Origin of the sequence: Bacillus sp. 17RED48 (assembly GCF_019837545.1) — a bacterium.
Lineage (GTDB): Bacteria > Bacillota > Bacilli > Bacillales > Bacillaceae_G > Bacillus_A > Bacillus_A wiedmannii.
The window spans coordinates 64157-83718 of record NZ_JADAXG010000012.1; the positions used below are offsets into that span (position 1 = coordinate 64157).

Annotated in this window: 20 protein-coding genes and 1 pseudogene; 2 read left to right on the forward strand and 19 right to left on the reverse strand. The window is 32.2% G+C overall.

Annotated features, from left to right (window positions below; genetic code table 11):
• Nucleotides 1-181: 181 nt before the first annotated feature.
• A complete protein-coding gene (argR, locus tag ILT06_RS28955; protein WP_078203857.1) occupies nt 182-631 on the reverse strand; it encodes an arginine repressor in 450 nt (149 codons plus the stop codon).
• Nucleotides 632-1028: 397 nt separating this feature from the next.
• Here argR and fosB point away from each other — a divergent pair, with 397 nt between their 5' ends.
• Nucleotides 1029-1436, forward strand: coding sequence for a metallothiol transferase FosB (gene fosB, locus ILT06_RS28960; RefSeq protein ID WP_222655753.1), 408 nt, complete (start codon nt 1029-1031; stop codon nt 1434-1436).
• Between the two features lie 73 nt (nt 1437-1509).
• On the opposite strand, the gene ILT06_RS28965 is transcribed toward fosB, so the two are convergent.
• The 14 genes and pseudogenes from ILT06_RS28965 to ILT06_RS29030 form a co-directional block, all read right to left on the reverse strand.
• Nucleotides 1510-1782, reverse strand: coding sequence for a hypothetical protein (locus ILT06_RS28965; protein WP_098103421.1), 273 nt, complete (start codon nt 1780-1782; stop codon nt 1510-1512).
• 20 nt (nt 1783-1802) lie between these two features.
• Entirely contained in the window at nt 1803-2489 is a 687-nt protein-coding gene (locus ILT06_RS28970; protein ID WP_098103420.1) for an autotransporter, read from the reverse strand.
• 153 nt (nt 2490-2642) lie between these two features.
• Nucleotides 2643-3050 (reverse strand): GRAM domain-containing protein, encoded by a 408-nt coding sequence (locus tag ILT06_RS28975; RefSeq protein ID WP_222655754.1) that lies wholly within the window; start codon nt 3048-3050, stop codon nt 2643-2645.
• Between the two features lie 24 nt (nt 3051-3074).
• Nucleotides 3075-3485 carry a disulfide bond formation protein B gene (locus tag ILT06_RS33210; protein WP_142315101.1) on the reverse strand — a complete coding sequence of 137 codons (411 nt, stop codon included), beginning with the start codon at nt 3483-3485 and terminating at the stop codon, nt 3075-3077.
• Nucleotides 3486-3521: 36 nt separating this feature from the next.
• Nucleotides 3522-3905 carry a thioredoxin family protein gene (locus ILT06_RS28985; RefSeq protein ID WP_141560293.1) on the reverse strand — a complete coding sequence of 128 codons (384 nt, stop codon included), beginning with the start codon at nt 3903-3905 and terminating at the stop codon, nt 3522-3524.
• 32 nt (nt 3906-3937) lie between these two features.
• Nucleotides 3938-5107, reverse strand: a complete 1170-nt coding sequence (locus ILT06_RS28990) for an ATP-binding cassette domain-containing protein (RefSeq protein WP_308010631.1) — start codon at nt 5105-5107, stop codon at nt 3938-3940.
• 29 nt (nt 5108-5136) lie between these two features.
• Nucleotides 5137-5805 (reverse strand): annotated as a pseudogene (locus tag ILT06_RS28995) (IS4 family transposase); the annotation flags it as partial.
• 66 nt (nt 5806-5871) lie between these two features.
• The gene (locus tag ILT06_RS29000) at nt 5872-8379 is read right to left on the reverse strand and encodes a PBP1A family penicillin-binding protein (protein WP_222655756.1); all 2508 of its coding nucleotides are present in this window, start codon (nt 8377-8379) and stop codon (nt 5872-5874) included.
• Between the two features lie 378 nt (nt 8380-8757).
• Nucleotides 8758-9759: a bifunctional threonine ammonia-lyase/L-serine ammonia-lyase TdcB gene (gene tdcB / locus ILT06_RS29005; protein WP_222655757.1), complete on the reverse strand. Its 1002-nt coding sequence runs from the start codon at nt 9757-9759 to the stop codon at nt 8758-8760.
• Nucleotides 9756-10868: an alanine dehydrogenase gene (gene ald / locus ILT06_RS29010; protein ID WP_222655758.1), complete on the reverse strand. Its 1113-nt coding sequence runs from the start codon at nt 10866-10868 to the stop codon at nt 9756-9758. The genes tdcB and ald overlap by 4 nt, the downstream gene beginning before the upstream one ends.
• 409 nt (nt 10869-11277) lie before the next feature.
• A complete protein-coding gene (locus tag ILT06_RS29015; protein WP_371399578.1) occupies nt 11278-11385 on the reverse strand; it encodes a hypothetical protein in 108 nt (35 codons plus the stop codon).
• 101 nt (nt 11386-11486) lie between these two features.
• Nucleotides 11487-12098, reverse strand: a complete 612-nt coding sequence (locus ILT06_RS29020) for a replication-relaxation family protein (RefSeq protein WP_061663230.1) — start codon at nt 12096-12098, stop codon at nt 11487-11489.
• On the reverse strand, nt 12088-13254 hold the full coding sequence (locus ILT06_RS29025; protein ID WP_222655759.1) for an FtsK/SpoIIIE domain-containing protein: 1167 nt from the start codon (nt 13252-13254) through the stop codon (nt 12088-12090). Before ILT06_RS29025 ends, ILT06_RS29020 begins: the two co-directional genes overlap by 11 nt.
• Before the next feature lie 12 nt (nt 13255-13266).
• Nucleotides 13267-13461 carry a hypothetical protein gene (locus ILT06_RS29030; protein ID WP_222655760.1) on the reverse strand — a complete coding sequence of 65 codons (195 nt, stop codon included), beginning with the start codon at nt 13459-13461 and terminating at the stop codon, nt 13267-13269.
• 204 nt (nt 13462-13665) lie between these two features.
• On the opposite strand from ILT06_RS29030, the gene ILT06_RS33215 reads away from it, so the two are divergent.
• Complete coding sequence (locus ILT06_RS33215) at nt 13666-13911, forward strand: helix-turn-helix domain-containing protein (protein WP_043308935.1); 246 nt, start codon at nt 13666-13668, stop codon at nt 13909-13911.
• A 117-nt stretch (nt 13912-14028) separates the two neighbouring features.
• Here the strand turns inward: ILT06_RS33215 and ILT06_RS29035 are convergent, their stop codons facing one another.
• From ILT06_RS29035 to ILT06_RS29050, 4 genes are all read right to left on the reverse strand, one after another.
• The gene (locus tag ILT06_RS29035; protein ID WP_222655761.1) at nt 14029-14268 is read right to left on the reverse strand and encodes a hypothetical protein; all 240 of its coding nucleotides are present in this window, start codon (nt 14266-14268) and stop codon (nt 14029-14031) included.
• Between the two features lie 710 nt (nt 14269-14978).
• A complete protein-coding gene (locus ILT06_RS29040) occupies nt 14979-16958 on the reverse strand; it encodes a DUF3472 domain-containing protein (protein ID WP_222655762.1) in 1980 nt (659 codons plus the stop codon).
• Nucleotides 16959-17326: 368 nt separating this feature from the next.
• Nucleotides 17327-18097, reverse strand: coding sequence for an arylamine N-acetyltransferase family protein (locus ILT06_RS29045; protein WP_222655763.1), 771 nt, complete (start codon nt 18095-18097; stop codon nt 17327-17329).
• Between the two features lie 333 nt (nt 18098-18430).
• On the reverse strand, nt 18431-18832 hold the full coding sequence (locus ILT06_RS29050) for a hypothetical protein (protein ID WP_088069018.1): 402 nt from the start codon (nt 18830-18832) through the stop codon (nt 18431-18433).
• Nucleotides 18833-19562 lie beyond the last annotated feature (730 nt).

Below are 19562 nucleotides of genomic sequence, written 5' to 3' on the forward strand. Positions count from 1 at the left end.
TTCTAGTGAAATATTTCACAAAATATTTTTTAAAATAATTTAATCTTGTATTTTTATGAACTTTTTTATCACAATGATCGCTAAAATTCTATACATTACGTATATATGATGTATAATGACCTCTTAATTAATAGTAGATAAAAAAACTGTGTCTAATTGGAATTAGACACAGTTTTTTTATCTACATAATTAATTTCAATCTCTCTTCTAAAACCTTCCTATCAGATTGTGATTTTGAAATTACAAGACATGTATCATTTCCACAAATACATCCTACTTTTTCTTTCCAATCTAAAGAATCTAATAAAACACCTATAACATGAGCATTACCCGGTAAAGTTTTAATAATCGTTAATTGATTTACATAATCAATCTTCACGACAACTTCTCCCAACTTTTTCTTTAACATCATATCAGTTTGTAAACTATTTTCTGTGAAAACCTTGTATATAGTTAATCCATTTGAAGTGATTGTCTTTATTAAATTTAATTCATGAATATCCCGCGAAATAGTAGCTTGTGTTACTACTACCCCTTGTTCTTCTAACAATTCTACTAATTTCTCTTGTGTATCTATTTCATACTCTCTCACCAATTGTTTAATTAGCCTTTGTCTTTTTTCTTTTTTCATAAAAGACGCCCCTTATATCATTATAGCTTTATTATATCTTGCTATAAATTTCATTCGAAAGAGACAAAGGAGAATATTGCGGAAACGTTCATAGTTTTGAGTGCTTTACGTCTCTCTATATAACAACAATTTTAAATTTCTGCATTTTTATCATATTCTAGAATACGGGGTATCACCACATATCCATCAACTTAAGAATTTTCTTTACCCCCAAGTGTTAAAAAAACGCCATCCTTTCCTATAAGGAAACAGAAAGAATAGCGTATTTTTTCATTTTAGAGAGGATTTTATTTTATTTTATTATCTTGATAGTAATAGGTCTGTACTCCTAGTAGAAAAATGCCTTTTTAATTATAATGGAATATATAACTTAATCAATTAATAAGGAGAATGTAGCATGGGACAAAGTATTAATCACATTTGTTTTTCAGTCTCAAATCTAGAGAAAGCTATTGAGTTTTATCAAAATATACTTCAAGCAAAATTATTAGTAAAAGGTAGAAAGTTAGCTTATTTTGATTTAAATGGTTTATGGATTGCTTTAAATGTTGAAGAAAGTATACCAAGAAATGAAATTCAGCACTCATACACACATATAGCTTTTACTGTAACAAATAATGAATTTGATTCTTTAAAAGAAATATTAATTCAAAATCATGTTAATATCTTAGCTGGACGAGAGAGAGATGAACGAGATAAACGGTCTATTTATTTTACAGATCCAGATGGTCACAAGTTTGAGTTTCATACTTATAAAGATATTTTGCTTTTGATTGCTACACTTTGCGTAGGGATCTTCTCATGAAAAAAAGACACCCCTTGAGTGCCTTCATCGTAGATCATTTTACTTTTAACAATTAAACTTTAAGCATTTTTTTCTATAGATTTTGATAGTGTGTACAATAAAATTCATTTAGCTTTAATACAGTATATAGTACTTCTTCCGGATCATTTTTTTCGAGCATTTGTGTTATTGATAAATAATACAACCTAGTATTTAGTTGTTTCAATTTCATAGTCATTCTTAAACCTCTCAGTTCATCTAACATTAAATGATATCTTTTAACATCGTCAGGATTACTAGGGGTGTGTTGTTTAATAATATGCTCACAATCTAAAATCAACTTTATAAATTCATAATCATTTTCCATGCTGGCCTCCTAGAAATGTTTCATTGTAGCCAATTGTTATTTACGTTATTAATCCAATATTGAATTGCTCCACCTTTTCTATATTCTTGCGCTATATCTGTTCCATTAAGATATTGAGTTTGGGGGGCTGTTAATCCTTTAAGCATTCTAATACCCTTTGGCACTTGAATTTTATATACCGTATTAAGTGGATTTCCCCATGCTTCTAATACGGCTAATTCATTTCTGGTTTCTTCAATACTTCTCGCTTTATCCCCCCACCAATAACCAAGACCATACTTAGACTCTGGTTCTCCAGATTTACTTCTTCTATATAGTACAAGTGGCTGATTGGTCTCCACAATTTCTATTTTCAACTCTTTAAACGCTAAAATATCTGAATTCGTTCCTTTGAAATCAAAATTTGAAAAACCAAAATGGCGTATTATTTCTCTCTTTAATGTCGCACGTTCCATTATGCTTAGATTTAAACTATCTATTCTGTCTAAAGTTAGGTTAACCTCTTTAATTGACCAACTATTAAAATCAATATCCTTAATATAACTAATTTTTTCTTCTACATTAGCATTATCATTAAAAACATTAACAATTTGATCAATTTTTTTAAAATCCGTGTTACTTGTCTCCGCATGCATATTAGAAAAGGGGGACAATAATCCGAATAAAATTAAAATTAAAAGTAATGTAATAGACAAATATTTTTTCATATTATGTAATCGACTCCTAACAATACAATATTTTATATTTTAATATACAAAACAAACGGTCTGGATTTTAAGCTTAGCAGCTCATCAGCCCGTTTATAAAGCGTTCTTGCTTAGGTAGTTCACATTTAATTCTTTTTTAGTGATGATTAGGATTTAATAGTTTGACATATACTTAACTTTTTCAAAAAATTCTTTTAAACGTACAAACTCCTCTTTATCTCCACGTGTCGAAAAAACATCTTGATCTTCATGGGAAACGGCAATAGCTGGAATCGTTTTAAAAAGGGCAAAAGCTTGTTTTTTTTCTTTTATTTCATTAATTTTATGGAAAGGTATCTGTAATGAAATAGGTAGCTTGCCAAACACTTCACTATAAAATAACAATTGTCGTTCTGTATATGCTAAAATCCCTTGCACAGGAGTAGAATTTCCATTTGGTACACCGATTAATCCAGATATACCATTTTGCATTTCATAATAGGTTGTAATCATACCTTGTAAGCTCTCATTGGAATTCATTTTTTCTTGAAACTCTTTCATTGCATGTTCTTTTAAACTCATATCAACATCTCCTTAAATTAAAATCTATTTTTGATTTTTTACTAGAAAAGAAATACTAAATAATAATAGAAAAGCTAACATTGCTAAAAAAGGTATTGTTATAAATTTCAAAAAAACAAAATCAATCGCTGAGCAGTCTTCATATAAATGACAAAAGGCACTCTTTGTTTGCGTCATTTGTATAATGTATTGATATAAAGATATTACTAAGCCTATTCCTGAAAAATACTTGATATACTCATTTGTATTAGAATGTCTTTTAATTAAAGATACAATACAAATTATAAATATAGGGTATAAGCATATCCTTTGATACCAACATAAACTACATGGAACTAAATTCATAATTTCACTTAAAAATAAACTACCTACTGTTCCAATGAACGATACCATTGTCACAAAGAACATATAGCTATTATAACGTATCAATTTCATAATTATCACCCATTTTTCTCCATCTTCTAAATAGAATTACTTATCATTATGATCATTTAAAAATTGGTTTAATTTTTTTTCTGTAATAATTTGATTGCTTAGACGAGCATCCTCTTTTCCATTTTTGTAGTGAATTAACATTGGAGTAGAATCGATGTTGTGCTCAACAAAATAGTCTTTATGACTGTTCCTATTCTTAGACATTTCGATACTGTCTATTGTTATGTTTCTCTCTTTTATTACTTTATTCAAAGTTGGTTCTAACTCTTCGCATGCTGGACAACCAGTTCTATAAACATATAAGAAAAACGATTGATTACCATCTAATTTCTCCATATATTTTTCAAAACTCATATCTTTATATTCATGGTTATTATCAACTGATGAACTATACACATATATACCTATTCCAAACGTCATTAAAATTACAATTAAAGATACAATATATTTTTTCACAGATTTACACCTCTATCAAATTCAGATATTCTTTCTTTTGAAAAATCATATATTTGATCATAATAATCAAACAAACAGGAATTATGATTAATAGAAATTACGATTATATCCATATTTTTTAGGTTCTTCATAATCTTTAATGCATTCTCTTCGTCTACGTTACTTAGCACTTCGTCCAAAATTAAAACATCTGGTTTTTGTAGAATAGCTCTAGCTAAAGAAAGCCTTTGGGATTGCCCTAAAGAGAAGTTAGACGAATCCTCCATTACTGGGAAATCGTAACCTTTATGTAGCCCATTAATAAAATCGTGAAGACAGGCAGCTTTACATGCATTTACAATTTCATCATCACTAAATGCTTTCCCCAAGGTTAAATTTTCCCTTATCGTTCCAGGGATAAAAAAGCGTTTATCATTTATATAGCAAACTTTTTCTCGAAGGGATTTTAAATTTATATCATTTATATCAATATCATTAACATAAATGGTGTTTTTAGATGTTTCTAGGAACCTAATTAAAAGCTTAGCTAACGTACTCTTTCCTGAACCACTTTTCCCTACAAAACTTACTATTTGATTTTCATTAATCTCAAATGAGAAATCTTTAAGTAATGGCTCTTCGTTCTTATAATTAAAACTCAAATTATCTACTCTGATATTTTTTATTTTATCTTCTATGATTTGCCCCTTATCCTCGTCTTCTACAAGACTGGATTCTAAAATATCAAAGAATCTATCAGCAGCTATAATTGATTGTTGAATTTGAGGTTGAATACTGGCTATATGTTGTACAGATGTGAAGAAGAATGCTGACAATGATAAAAAAGTAATTAATGCTCCTGTTGTTAATTGTGAAGACATTACCTGTAACGCACCAACCCATAATACAACCATTGGAAAAATGTACTGAATTATATTTTTTAAATACAGACTATTGTTATTTGTATTTTGAAGCTTTAATACCTTTTTAATATATTCATCGACTTTCGATACACTCATTGCACTGATACTCTTTTCTTTACTCAAAGCCTTTATATTTTCAATACCATTTAACATTTGAATAAAGAATGAATTGACATTGGCATGCCCTTCCATTGCTTTTCTATTTTTATTTGATAAATTTTCAAAAAATAGATAGCAAATAATTGAATATAATAAAACTGGAATTCTATCGTTTCACCAGGGATGAGATCCTACATCATTTGTGTCATATCAAGCTGGATGTATTCTGTTTGCTTTTTTAACGTACCATTATTGAACTATTCTGGGTCAGGGTTCTTGATATAAATGCGTGTATTCAACTTCAACCGTGAGATATGGTAAACCTTTTTATCCTGAATGGTTTGTAAGTCTACTAAATCGAAGTAACCTAGATCACGTAAACACAAATCGCTTGCTTCTAAGGTTTCAAGACAGATGGTACCATATGTTTTATCATTATTCTTTCCTGGTCCAAGCAGCACGTTAATGAATTGACCGCTAAATAAATCATATTCCAATTGAATTTTCATGCCTGCCTTATTACTACTCCCACCTAAACCTTGATAGTCGGTTGCGAATTGACCAGGTAGTTGAAACACTCTTGCATCTAGAATACGTATACGATTGAAAGTAGAGATTATATGTGCAGAAAGTGAGTGATTTGAACAGAGTTTTTGTGTGAGAAGAGAAGTAAAGATTTCTCAAAGAAATGCTACGTGTAGACTAATCCAAACTCATAAATCGGCCAAATCTCTTGTGTCATACTTACTTTTACGTTTTACGAAACTTTTCTCCCGTAGGAGCTTTTGAAGGATACTTGGAGATAGATATCGCTGGAGTTCTTTAGCGAATAAATGAAACTCATATTGAATCGATAGCGTCATAAAAACGCAATCCTTTCTGTATATTTCTACAAAAAGGATTGCGTTTTTTAATTATATGATTACATATTATCCATTATTAGCTGGAGCCTCTCCTGTATTCCCATCATTACTTGGTGACGGTAGCGTTCCATGGTCATCCTCATTGTTTGGTGGTGTTGTATTCCCTTGGTCACTGCCACTTTTTGGCGGCGTTGTATTTCCTTGGCCATTACCATTGTTTGGTGGTGTTGTATCTCCCTGGTCGCTACCACTTTTTGGTATTGTTGTATTTCCTTGGCCATTATCATTGTTTGGTGGTGTTGTATTCCCTTGGTCACTACCACTTTTTGGCGGCGTTGTATTTCCTTGGCCATTACCATTGTTTGGTGGTGTTGTATTTCCTTGGTCACTACCACTTTTTGGCGGCGTTGTATTTCCTTGGCCATTACCATTGTTTGGTGGTGTTGTATTTCCTTGGTCACTACCACTTTTTGGCTCACTTTGCTTTTGCTCTTCTTGTTTCTTTTGCTTTTCTTTTTGCTTATTTTCACTTGGCTGTTCAGTCGTATTTTCTATTTTCGTATTTGGAGAAGAATCACGCTTCTCACCTTTAATACGTAATTCGCTACCTTCTTGAACTACACTATTCGGCATTTTAAATTGTGACTTATCTGTAGCAAACTTACTCATCATTTCTTTAAAAATCAATTGAGCTATTTTCGTATTTTTACTACTAATATAATCATCTTTACTATCCTTTGTATATCCGGTCCATACTGCCATCGTATATTGTGGTGTATAACCAGCAAACCAACTATCACGAGTTGCACTTTCTGGTAGATTATATTTTGCTATTTGTTCTAAAGAATAGTTTGTTGTACCTGTTTTACCCGCTATATCTAAAGAACTTATATTAGCTGTTGTACCTAATCCAGATGAAACAAAAGTACGAAGCATATCAGTAATCATATATGCTGTAGAATCCTTCATAACTCTTTTTGGCTTTTGCTCAAAACTTTTTAATTTACCATCTGAATAAATGACTTTCTTAACAAAATGTGGCCTCGTATACTTACCATCATTACCAAATGCCGCATAAGCACCTGCAATTTCAGTCGGTGACGCTTCATTTGTACCAATCGCTGTTGATTCGGTCGGTGCTACATTAAATGTAATACCTAGCTTTTCAGAGAAACCTTTTGATCTATTAATTCCTACTTCTTTTGCAGTTTTTATTGCCGGGATATTTCGGGACGTCTTCAATGCATCACGCATTGTAATTAGTCCTAAATGCTTTCTATCAGCATTTCTAACTTCTTGTCCCGTTGAGTACTTAAATGGAGAGTCATCAATTTGATGGTAAGTAGCCCATTTTAAATATTCAATTGCAGGAGCGTAATCAAAAATTGGTTTCATCGTTGAACCTGCTGAGCGATTTAATTCAATTGCAATATTATGTCCTTTAAAAACAGCTTTATTTTCACCACGTCCACTACCAATTGCACGTACTTCTCCTGTTTTCGTATCCATAAATGTGAAAGCCCCTTGGAATTTCTCATTTGGATAATTAATAATATCTTTATTTAAAAGCTTGTCCGCAAAATCCTGTGCCTTTTGATCTAATGTAGTATAAATTTCTAAACCGTCAGATCCAATATTAGCATCTGGCAATTCTTTTTCAACTTCTTTCACAACCGCATCCATAAAAGCAGGATATGGCATTTCTTTTTGTTCAGTTGCTTTCTTAAGTCCTTCTGTTACTGGAACTTTTGATGCTTCTTCCATTTCTTTTTTTGTAATATAACCATGTCGATTCATTAATTTAAGTACAACATTTCTTCTTTCTGTTGCTTTTTTGATATTTTGTTCTTTCGTTGGATCATAGTTATTAGGAGCTTTCATTAAACCAGCAAGCATTGCAACTTCTGGTAGTGTTAAATCTTTTAATTCCTTACCATAGTAATTTTGGACTGCTGTTGCGATTCCGTATGAACGGTTACCTAAGTAAACTTTATTTAAATACATTTCTAAAATTTCATGTTTTGAATACTGTTGTTCTAGCTTATATGCTAAATATATTTCTTGCGCCTTTCTCTTTGACGTTTTTTCCATCGATAAGAAGTAATTTTTAATAACTTGTTGTGTAATCGTACTTCCACCTTGAGAGCCGTAATCCCCTTTTAGGCTGACTAAGGCTGCACGTGCAGTACCTTTATAGTCTACGCCACTGTGCTCGTAAAAACGTGCATCTTCTGTTGCTAAAAACGCATTTTCTACTAACTTAGGAATCTGATCATACATAATATTCGTTCGTTTTTCTTTTCCATATTCATATATCAATTTCCCATCTTTATCATAAATTTTTGAGGATAACGGATTAACAAGTTTTGCTTTCTCCAGTTTTGGAGCATCTTTGATCATAACGAAAAAGGTAGCAACCCCTGCGACTAACCCCACAATACCAAGTAATAAACAACTAACTAAAAACTTACGAAAAAATGATATTTTACCTTTTGCTTTTTGTTTCTTAGCAGCAGGCTGTTTTTTCTTTCTAATTTGTCGTCGCTCCTCTCGAGAACGATAATTTTCTGACATACTTTTTTCTCCTGCCTTTCAATTCTCCTGTTGATTTACTTAAAATTATTGAAGTCACTTTAAGAAATATATTCATATTTAAAAAGTGTACTAAATAGACAATTTAAGTAATAAATTTGTTCCACTTTAAGATGAGGAAGAAATTTGAGCTTATCTGATAACGAAACAAAAACGGTAATAGTGGCACAACTAAAAAAATGGAATTTCATAAAAAATCCATTTTTAGCTTGATGGGCATGTGGCTGTACCCCTTGTATAAGAGTTTGTTTTTAAACAAACTCTGTCTCAATAGTATCCTGATATTACAAAAAAGAACTAAGATGTTTCATCCTAGCTCTTTTTTAGCAATATCAACTTATTATATACATTCCTCAATCATTATTTTACTTCATTGGCAACAAAGAAATGCTCACATACACTTGAAATACGTTTTAAATCCACATTGCCACCTGAAATAACCGCTACTACTTTTTTACCCTGTACATATTTATCAACTTTGCCTGCAAGAAGAGCGGCTGTGGCTAACGCTCCTGCTCCTTCTACGACAGCCTTTCCGCGTTGCAATAAGTCTTTCATCGCTACTTCTAATTCTTCTTCCGATACAGTTACAATTTCATCTACTAGGTTTTTTACAATTTCAAAGGTTAAATTTCCAGGTATTTTAACTGCACAACCATCCGCTATTGTTGGAGCTTTATAATGTGATACAATTTCTCCAGCATCATAAGAAGCTTTCATACCGTGTACGTTTTCAGCTTGAACTCCAATAATATTAATGGAGGGATTAAATGATTTCAGTGCTACAGCAATCCCTGAAATAATTCCTCCACCACCAATAGGAACAATAACAGTATCAACATCCCACATATCATCCAGAATATCTAACCCAATTGTCCCTTGGCCAGCCATTACTTCTACATCATCATATGGATGTAGGTATGTTTCGCCGGTTTCTTTTATAATCTCTTCACACTTCGCTTTTGCATCATCAAATGTATCACCGTATAAAATAACTTCAGAACCATATCCTCTCGTCGCATCCACTTTAGCTTGCGGTGCAGAGGTTGGCATCACAATTTTACTTTTGATTCCTAGTAAATGGGAAGATAATGCAACACCTTGTGCATGATTTCCAGCTGAACAAGCGATTACACCACGTTCTTTTTCTTCATTTGTTAGTTGGGAAATTTTATTAAATGCACCACGAAACTTGAATGAACCCGTTAACTGCATATTTTCTAACTTCAAATAAATTTCTCCACCGGTTTTACTGGTTAAATAGAAAGATTTAACCAAAGGCGTTTTTCTAGCATTTCCATCTAAAATTTTTTGTGCTTTTTTTATATCCCCAATGTTGAGTGGTAAAATTTCATTACTCATATTAACACTTCTTTCAATGGCTTATAATCTAACTCTAGTGTTGCACCTAAATTCTCATAAGTTATCGTACCCTTGTAAATATTTATCCCCGTCGCTAAAGCCGGTTTATTTTGGATTGCATTCTCTAATCCATTTTTAGCTATTTCTAGCAAATACTCAATATTTCCATTTGCTAAGGCCATAGTAGAAGTACGTGGAGTAGCACCAGGCATATTTGGTACTGCATAATGGATTACATCATGCTTAATAAATATAGGATTATCATGAGTTGTATAATGATCGACTGTCTCTATCGTACCACCTTGATCTATTGCAATATCCACAATGACACTTCCTGGCTTCATAGATTGAACCATATACTCTTTAACAATTTTAGGAGGGCGAGATCCTGGTATTAAAATTGTTGAAATAAATAAATCTGCTTCTTTAATCGTTCGCTCTAGATTTTCAGTATTAGATTCAATTATATTTACTTCTTCTGTTGCGTATTGCTTTCTTAAATATGCAATTCTTTCTTGATTAACCTCTAGGATTGTAACACTACATCCAATTCCAATTGCCATATCACAGGCATTAGTTGCAGCATTCCCTCCACCTAGGATTACAACTTTTCCGGCTGGGATTCCCTCAATACCTGATAATAAAATCCCTTCTCCTTGATGTTGTTTTTCTAAATAATATGCTCCCATAAATACAGCACGACGCCCAGCAATTGCACTCATTGGCTTTAATAATGTCAAAACACCATCTTCGCTAATTGTTTCTCCTGCAATTGCAGTAGTACCAGCATTTCTCAGTGCTTCGACACACTCTTTCGACGCAGCCAGATGTAAAAAACCCCAGATTATAAGATCTTTTTTAAAGTAACGATATTCTTCAGGTAATGGTTCTTTTACTTTAACTACCATATCGACTTCCCAAGCTTCTCCTTGTGCTACTAAATTTGCACCTGCGCCTGTATATTCATCATTTGTATATCCTGATCCAATACCTGCATCTTTTTCTACTAAGATTTGATGCCCTTCTTCAACTAACTTCCGAACATTTTCAGGGGTCATTCCTACACGTGCTTCTCCCTTTTTTATCTCTTTAACTACTCCAATTCTCACTTCTAACACATCCTTTTATAAGCAATATAATACCTGGGATTAAAAAAGTAATACATGAATTTACCAAACTTATTATGTCCATTCATGTTATTTTTATCGCCTAACTAGCTTTTAAGGTAGAAAACATCCAATATCAATTATTGTTATAAGGATATGTAAACATTTTTCGAAATCCCAGGTAATATTCCTCCTACCAAAAGTATGTGGAATTGATTCGGTAACTAAAGAGACGATGCGCTGAAAGTAACTATGTTCCTGGAAAGTTAACAAACACTACTTAAGAACGCCTAATCAAACGATTGTATCAAATAAAAGATACTGATTAATATCAATTATCATATGTTATTGATGAGAGGCGAATCGTTAAGAAATAGATTCCGCAAAATACTTCTATTACTACAAAAGCTTTTTAACCATTTAGTGTTATAGAAATACCACTAAGGAATGTATATACTGAAATTGTTGCGATAACAGCATTGCTACTTGTATTAATAACAGAAACTGTATTAGAATTCACATTGGCAAAATAATATATGAACTAATTCAGTCAATGATGACCTAATAAACGTAGATGTAAATTAAGAAACCTCTTTAGAGAAAAAACCTAATTAGGGACTGTTACTGTGCTTTTACAGCAAGGCTATTCAAGAAATTACTAATTGAAGAAGCTTGAAAAATACGTAGGCTAAAAGAGCTGATATTATAATACTTTTCAGTAATTATAAGTATTGATGGAAAGTATTTAGATTCTTTTGGCTGCCAAGATTCGTTATGCCATTCCTGACTGTGGAAGTATAATTCATACCTATTTATTTTATCTTGCATAACTTTTTTGCTGTAAACTGACCTCTGGACTTCAATGAAGAATGGAGATCTACGCCAAATTGTAAATGCATCAGGTTCCATGAATTCTTTACCGTACTTTGGCTCCACTTTAAACAGTTTAGGTTTTTCATAATAGATAAGCTGTTTATACACATCTACTATGCCAAGAAAGTGGGGAATCTTTTGACTAGTTTTGCGAAGTGTGCTGGATTGAGGAAAGTAAATGTATGGCTGTTGCGAGATATTGGCATCCACATGACCATCTCTTCTTAATCGCTTCATCACTGTATTACAGCATGTCACCGCGTTCTTTAATCCTTGAAAATGCAAATCAATAATGTCATCACGAGACATGCATCTAAAACGTTTCAAATTGTTTAGTATGGCTTTGTCTCTATTCCTCATAATCTAACACCCCGAATAATTGATTTTCTTCTTGTGGTGGGTTTTGCAACTTTATATTCTCTTTCGGAACACGATAAGGTTCAACTATCTTCTTGGCTTTACTTAATTCTAAAAAAGGAGATTGTACTTTCTTTAATCCATTTAACTTTAATATCATTTGGCCAGATTGCTCCAAGCGTTCTGAACCAGGAGTACCCATAATATTACTGTTAATTGTACTATCACATTTAAAGCCCATTCTAACCGTCATATTGAGCTTTAACTTACCATCCAACACTTTTGCATCAGGGCGTTGCATACTTAGCATTAAAAAAACTCCAAGTGCCCTTCCGACTGCCGATATTTTTTCAACTATAGACATACATTCTTTTTCATCTTGCAACATGACCACTTCGTCGATAGCAAGTAAGATATATGGTTTCTGATTATCAGGATTTAATTTGTTGTATTCGTCAATATGATCTACTTCATACTCTTCCATCAATTTTCTACGTTCGCGTATTTCCTTCCACACTTTCTGCAGCATAATCTTCATTTCTATTTCTTCCATGCAAACCTCTTTTACGTGTTTCACCCTTCGCAAGAAATGGAATTCGGAATTCTTCAAATCGCCCAGGTACAAATGTAATTTATCAGGAGACATATATTGAATGAGTGTAGACAGTACAACGCGTACCATACTACTTTTTCCGCTCCCTGTCTCTCCTGCAATTAGAAGATGCGGCGTGTTTGAAGCAATCATGTCATACGTAATCATATTTCCGAATTGGTCACGCCCTACAATTACAGGAAGATGATGTTGTATAAGTAATGGTTGCCACTTCTTATAACTGTAATTGTATGCTTGTAGCCCAGCATCCGAATTAAACACATTAAGTACAAACCTTTTAATATCACCTTCAATTGCTACATTACGCCCTAATATTTGTTGAAAGCAAAACCACTTCTTTTCAATGGTTTTCGGATCTAATCCGTTTGGAATGGTAAATATGTATCGAACCTTTTCTTTCGAGGAAAAAATGTCATGTATCTTCGGGTAAATGGGTACTTTTCCACCTCTTGTTTGATGGTCTACATATAAACCTGCCTTTACAAATACCTCTATAAGTCGATTCTTCAAACTTTGTTTATGAAGCCAATCCTTTAAAATCCCCATGTAATTTCCTCCTTAAAACATCTCCATAATTTGAATAAATACATAACCAATGAAACAAACTCCACCTATCCTCATTCCATGATATATTCCATCACTTAAAAGTTTCGCTGCTGCAACATGATCGTTTTTCACAAGATGCTTTTCTAACAACGCCCCTCCAATTGTCGTTACTCCTAAAGCTCCTAAAGAGATAAATGTAGTTAACATATAAATTTCCCCTTTATAAACAGAATTTTGAATGTTGATGATACATGGGCTTACAAACTTAGAAATTTGGTAGAGTTACCTTGATAGCTACTTTGGTAGCAACCTTGATACATCTTATTGTGAATAGCTTGTACAATATGCAAATTTTTCTTTGCAATTGCGTATAGTTTTTTGCATTTTGGACAAGGATGATTAAAAAAGATTATGGAGGAGATTAACGTGTGGGGTAGAGGTATTGGGAGACATAGAACAAAGCTAGCTAAATTTTTAGCTAGCTACAATTACTCAATTCAGGATTTTTCTAAAGCTAGTAAGGTAAACAGAAATACATTAGGTCAACTGTGTAATGACAAGGATTATGTGCCATCACCAAATACAATGCAGAAAATAATGAAGATAGTTAGAAAACATGATTCTCGAAAACAAGTAACTGACTTTTGGCATATATAAAGAGAATAATCTCTTTATATATTATTCTTTATGCAAGCTTGATATTGATTTTTATAGGGATACTGTAGCGATTCCTTATAGGTATTTCCTTACTGCCCTCTCTTTCTCCAATAAATCTTAATTTATTTTTGGTAGTGGCAGATTGTTTTCTTTTATTAAATCATAACTAAATTTTTCTAGTACACTTTCAGCTGCTTCTCGCATTTGATTTGATGTTGAATCATTAAACACTTTTTCTATCTCTCTAAGTAGCTGTTTTAAAGAATGATTGTCCTTGCTATTTTCAAGGAATTCCTCACCTAATTCTTGAACAAAAGTACTAATAACAATTACCTTTTCCAATTTAGTTAGTTCCATCTCTATGCCTCCTAATCAGCTTATCATTCTCATCAAACATGACATCTCCCCTAATTAATAAAGAGTTACCAAAAGTCTTGGTGTTATGACAAGATATGCATAGATATTTTCGAGTCTCATGATTTAAGGGTTATATATATCCTGTGACCTAATCTTAACGATATGCTCAGGAACTTTCCTAAATCGTATATTTTTCATAATAGACAAGTAAAAGTCTCTAAAAGTATTCTTTTAAATTCAAATCACACGTTTGTTAGAGTCTATAAATCCACAATAGAGGTAAAAAATGAATTTATAGATTCGTATTTTTTGGACAAATTTACCGGCTGAATTAACAGAAACTTTGTGTTACTCTGAACTTGTTGAATATCCCAATACATTCAACAATGCTCAAAATTGCATATTTACTATGCAACCATCCACCCAGATACCTTAGTTAATACTTCTCCCTAATTGTCGTTATTGCTAAGGTATCTTTTTAGATGCCCTGTGTACAGTTTTTTTCTCTCAGTGATAAAGCTATTTCCCACTTGATATAATCAATTTTTTCAGTACATTTTCTTAACAAAATTCAGATTTGGTATTTTTACTACCATTTACTTTATATACAGTTTTTAAGTTTTCCCCTTACAATTTTGAAATCTTCTGCTAAAATCTATACATATTTTTGCGACCACTTAACTAATATATAAAATTTAAGTAAAAGACTTTTATATTAGTTTAAATGGTTGCCATAAAGACAAGGCAAATATCCAAGTAGGATCTCCATTTCCTTGATAGCTTTGAACCGCTTCATAAAATTTCCCTTGACACTCTACTTTATCTCCTTTTGTATATGCCTTTTTGGGATCCCATTTTTCATACGTTACATTTTGACTCTTTGTTGTTACTGTAAGGATGTTGCTTTGAACCGAGATATTTCCAGCCGTATCTACAGCCTTTACAGTATATTTATATTCTTTATTAGCTGTAAGGTTTTGATCAGTAAACTTTGTTTCTTGTACAGTTTGAATTAATTGTCCATCACGTAACACTTGATATTCTTTTACACCCACATTGTCTGTAGAAGGATTCCATTTTAGCTCTACACTGTCTGATGCAACATTGCTTGCATATAATCCTTGTGGCTGTGTTGGAGCTTCTGTGTCCGGTTTCGGATTAACAATTTGATTTACTTTCTTCAGGCCATCCTTTGTAACTTCATATATTACTTTTTTATCAAAGCTTTCGCGTTTATTATTATCCAGATTTGTTAATATTGCTCTCTCTTCACCTTCTAGGTGTGTAAGTTCAATAAAATTGCCCACTTTTACTGGGACTGTTTTTGATTCAGCTTTTTGTTGGGTATTCCCATAAACCTCTTTGTTATATACCACTTTACCTGATGTATCCTGTACTTTAATACTTGCATACGTACTATCAAAATAATTGTGTGGTGTACCTGCTATTAAACTAACTTGCAATTCTTCTGTTGATTTATTTAAATCAAGTTTTGCAAATTCAAAATCTCCTATACCCTTCATCGACCATGCAAACCGATCCCCTTCTAAAATGGTTGGAGATTCATTTTTGATTTTCACCTTTTTTTCCACAGTTTGATCAAATATATCTGTTAATACAATTTTTGCATAAGTATTTGTTGGTAATGATATAGATTGACTGATTCCATTTTGGTAAGATTTAATATCATCAATTACGTTAATCGGTTGGTCCGTCATATTTTCATTATTATAAATTTCAATTTTTCCCTTAAATTGAGGTGTACTACTATCTTTTAATTGCCAAGTTATATTTAATTTTTCATTTTCATAATACATAGACTTTACATCATAATCTAGTTTTCCTATTTCAGGTTGGCTAGGTTGATTTAACGTAAATGTTTTTCCTGTTCCAATAGTTGATCGAGAGTCTCCCCCAGCCTTAAACCAAAGATATTCTGAAGTAGCTCCCCCATCCCAATTATTATTCAATGGCTCTTGCCCCTCTATTGATTGAGTATTCCAAGATGTCCATTTTTTATCTGAGATATTTCTTCCATATCCATTTTTTACACGTGCCTCTCTTACATCTTGTCCATTACCAAGCCAGTCTTCTTGAAACAGCGTTTGTCCATAGTTAAATGTAACGTTAGGAACTGGAAAGTCCATAATCCCAATAAGCTTCCATTGGTTTTTTGAAACATCTTTTAACCACTGTCCAAATTTTGTGTGTCCATTCTCTTGCCAAGAACGCATTGTCATGCGATACCAATTATAATTCTTCCAATCATATGTCGTCTGAATTTTAAGACCTGTTCCTTCTCCACCAAAATTACTTGCAACTGATGTAGGGGATACATATTCTGCTTTTATTGCTTCCTTAGAAGAAATAGGATCCCAAACTGCAAAGTGCAAAGTACGCTTTCCATTTTCATCAAAACCGCTTTGTTGTTGGAATCCAGCATACCCACCAGCTTCTCCCCCCTGGTTCCAGTTATGTACAGCCCAATATGTATAAGGTGCTGTTTGAACAGGAGACCAGTCTATACTAATAATATCTGAAGAAACACTATTTTTAGGTGTAACATAAACTCCTGGAGCAGACGCCGCCTCTATGATAGAAATTGATAATCCAAACATCGAAAACACCGTACTAGCTGCTGTAATTGCTAGGATTTTTTTGACGCCATTTCTTGTTCTTTGATTGAACATAATTTTCCCTCTCCTCTTTCGTTATTAATAACTATTTAAAATAATATCTCTCTATATACAATTGAACAAATTTCCCATGAATGTAGTACTATTTTAATAAAATGGAGATATTTGATGTTATTTTCACTGTTATTCAATAAGCATTTATAGTATTTCGTTATAAATTTAAGTTATATATCGCTGAATTTATCCTATTAACAATAGAAAAATTCATAAAAATAAAAATATTTCAGAACTTTTTAAGCACTTATTAATTAAAAACCCCCATTTTTCTACAAATGAGGGCGTAATGCGTTGAAAATCTTATAGTTTACTTTCTACATCTTACTTGTCTAAAAAATATTGAATTCATTTTTAAGTATTTGATGCTATTGTTTCTCTGTTATTTCTTTTTTAATTTTCTTTCCATGCCGGGTTTCTGTAAAACTTTGCTTAGTAAGTGCAATATGCCCGTGTTCAATTAATTTGCAAATAATATTCGCCTTATTTACTGGTGATTCTGGATGCTCTATAACCATGTTTTGTATAGCATTCACTTTCTTTTCATTAATTGCATTTAAATAAAAAGCATAACTGATAGACCAGGTATCACTAAGATCCGAATCAAAAAAATGTGAAGTTTCTCCATTTTTTCCTTTTTTCATTTCTAATACATGGGTTCCTTTCTCCGTATTTTGTTTACGAACACGATATTCACCCGTTACAGAAGTCACGCTGTCACCGTGAAAAGGAACAGGATGTAAAGGGAGATAGGATGCAAAACCGGCGTCTATAATATAGTTTTCATATTTGTGTTGTAAAACGATAAGTGCATGGCCATCATCAGGGTTCCACTTTCTTGTTTTTGGATCATATAGAGTTCCAGCTATTCGATACACATTAAATCCACAATCACACAAAAAATAATATAATAAAGAATTAATTTCATAGCATAATCCGCCACGATTCTTTAAAAGCAGCTTTTCTTCAATATTTTCTCTAGAAAATTCTTTCGTATTTCCTTCCATGATGTCTATGTTTTCATAAGGTAATAAGTGCCCCATCTGCAAAAGAATTCTATGTAAATCTTCAAATTTCACATTTTCTCTTGGGGGAATTTTTAATTTTGAGAAAAACTTTTTTTTTAATTCAGTTAACATTATATATATCTCCTCCATTTGCAGAAATCATATATATTTACCTATATATTAAGACTATTAATTATATATGGTGTACAGCTTGATTAATACATTTCATAAGAGTGTGTAGCACTAACCATATTAGCGACAATTAAGGAGCAAGTGCTCAAAAATTCCTTAATATTTATTCAAATGTATGTTTTTGATATTTTGATATCTTTGCTAATTCCCCAAAACTGAGTTGATAAGAATTTTAAATGTAACGTCTAAAAGTGTACTTTATGAAAAATCAAAAATAGAGAATCTAAGATGCAGTTATTATTCAGATAAATAACTATATAACCTTTAATCCTTCTACTTATACATATAATACTCTTTATATCGTTCAAACTTAGATTTTTTTGTTTTTGCTGGTATTATGGGTGACCTTAATGTTTTAGAGGGTGCCGCTTGCTTTGGCATTTCTAATACTCCACGTTTCTTGAGCTCTCTATACAAACTACTCACTTTGCACCCTACTATTTTCGCAATGTCTGGATATTCGGTCCCTTGATTAAATAATTGAACTGCTTGTTTGCATCTTTCATCCCATTTTTCTTCTGTCGTTCGATTTTTAACTGATTTTTTTTCTAGCTTGATATACTCTCTTTCTATATTACACTTCTCCGCATTATACTGTTCTGCGTCCGCTTGAAGATTACAACACTCCTCCCCCTCTAAGGGTATCATTTGTGCTTTTTTCGTAATTACTTTCATGTTTCATTCACCTCATTTTATTTGATAAATTCTCGCATCCTACTACGTTATCTACAATTCTTGCTAGTTTCTCAGATAATACTTATAATAAGGCCATTAATACTTCTATCCTTATCACTTCTATTACAACTTTTAATTAATTATTTACAAGCCACATTGATTTTGCTGTTTACGTAAACTACTTATTTGACATTCAAATTGATGTACATTTCTTATAAATATCCATTCCTTCTTAACACCAGCGCTTGCTAGCAAATGTAATCCCACTTCAATTTTATTTTTCTTTTAGCGGCCTTTTCATCAAAAATCAATTCCGTTCCTATTTGACATGCTGCTTTTCCAATTTTTCAATCATCAATACAATATTTATGTACACTACTAGTATGATGATCTTGCAAATCTAAAATACAAATTCTCATTTCTCTATTATTCATAATTCCAATCTCTGCGGTATAATAGTTGCCAATATTACACCACTAATGACAGCGCTTTCTAATTCTAATAGATTTGATTCATCCCATTTGAACAAGTCTATCCATTTCTGAACCCAACTCCAAACAATCCTACAATTCCATTCATAACAACGGGTATTTTAGTCTGAATTTTTAAATTATTTTTCTATACAAATGTTGATGATGTGGTAAAATTATAAATGAAAAAGAGTATGGATTTAAAAGAAGCCAATGAATATAAAAATTGGCTTTTTTCTTGATAGAAAATGAAACAAAAA

What these genes read in the sequence shown, in the direction of transcription:
- argR (WP_078203857.1), bottom strand. Translation starts at nt 631, where the DNA reads ATGAAAAAAGAAAAAAGACAAAGGCTAATTAAACAATTGGTGAGAGAG.
- fosB (WP_222655753.1), top strand. Translation starts at nt 1,029, where the DNA reads ATGGGACAAAGTATTAATCACATTTGTTTTTCAGTCTCAAATCTAGAG.
- ILT06_RS28965 (WP_098103421.1), bottom strand. Translation starts at nt 1,782, where the DNA reads ATGGAAAATGATTATGAATTTATAAAGTTGATTTTAGATTGTGAGCAT.
- ILT06_RS28970 (WP_098103420.1), bottom strand. Translation starts at nt 2,489, where the DNA reads ATGAAAAAATATTTGTCTATTACATTACTTTTAATTTTAATTTTATTC.
- ILT06_RS28975 (WP_222655754.1), bottom strand. Translation starts at nt 3,050, where the DNA reads ATGAGTTTAAAAGAACATGCAATGAAAGAGTTTCAAGAAAAAATGAAT.
- ILT06_RS33210 (WP_142315101.1), bottom strand. Translation starts at nt 3,485, where the DNA reads ATGAAATTGATACGTTATAATAGCTATATGTTCTTTGTGACAATGGTA.
- ILT06_RS28985 (WP_141560293.1), bottom strand. Translation starts at nt 3,905, where the DNA reads ATGACGTTTGGAATAGGTATATATGTGTATAGTTCATCAGTTGATAAT.
- ILT06_RS29000 (WP_222655756.1), bottom strand. Translation starts at nt 8,379, where the DNA reads ATGTCAGAAAATTATCGTTCTCGAGAGGAGCGACGACAAATTAGAAAG.
- tdcB (WP_222655757.1), bottom strand. Translation starts at nt 9,759, where the DNA reads ATGAGTAATGAAATTTTACCACTCAACATTGGGGATATAAAAAAAGCA.
- ILT06_RS29020 (WP_061663230.1), bottom strand. Translation starts at nt 12,098, where the DNA reads ATGAGGAATAGAGACAAAGCCATACTAAACAATTTGAAACGTTTTAGA.
- ILT06_RS29025 (WP_222655759.1), bottom strand. Translation starts at nt 13,254, where the DNA reads ATGGGGATTTTAAAGGATTGGCTTCATAAACAAAGTTTGAAGAATCGA.
- ILT06_RS29030 (WP_222655760.1), bottom strand. Translation starts at nt 13,461, where the DNA reads ATGTTAACTACATTTATCTCTTTAGGAGCTTTAGGAGTAACGACAATT.
- ILT06_RS33215 (WP_043308935.1), top strand. Translation starts at nt 13,666, where the DNA reads ATGGAGGAGATTAACGTGTGGGGTAGAGGTATTGGGAGACATAGAACA.
- ILT06_RS29035 (WP_222655761.1), bottom strand. Translation starts at nt 14,268, where the DNA reads ATGGAACTAACTAAATTGGAAAAGGTAATTGTTATTAGTACTTTTGTT.
- ILT06_RS29040 (WP_222655762.1), bottom strand. Translation starts at nt 16,958, where the DNA reads ATGTTCAATCAAAGAACAAGAAATGGCGTCAAAAAAATCCTAGCAATT.
- ILT06_RS29045 (WP_222655763.1), bottom strand. Translation starts at nt 18,097, where the DNA reads ATGTTAACTGAATTAAAAAAAAAGTTTTTCTCAAAATTAAAAATTCCC.
- ILT06_RS29050 (WP_088069018.1), bottom strand. Translation starts at nt 18,832, where the DNA reads ATGAAAGTAATTACGAAAAAAGCACAAATGATACCCTTAGAGGGGGAG.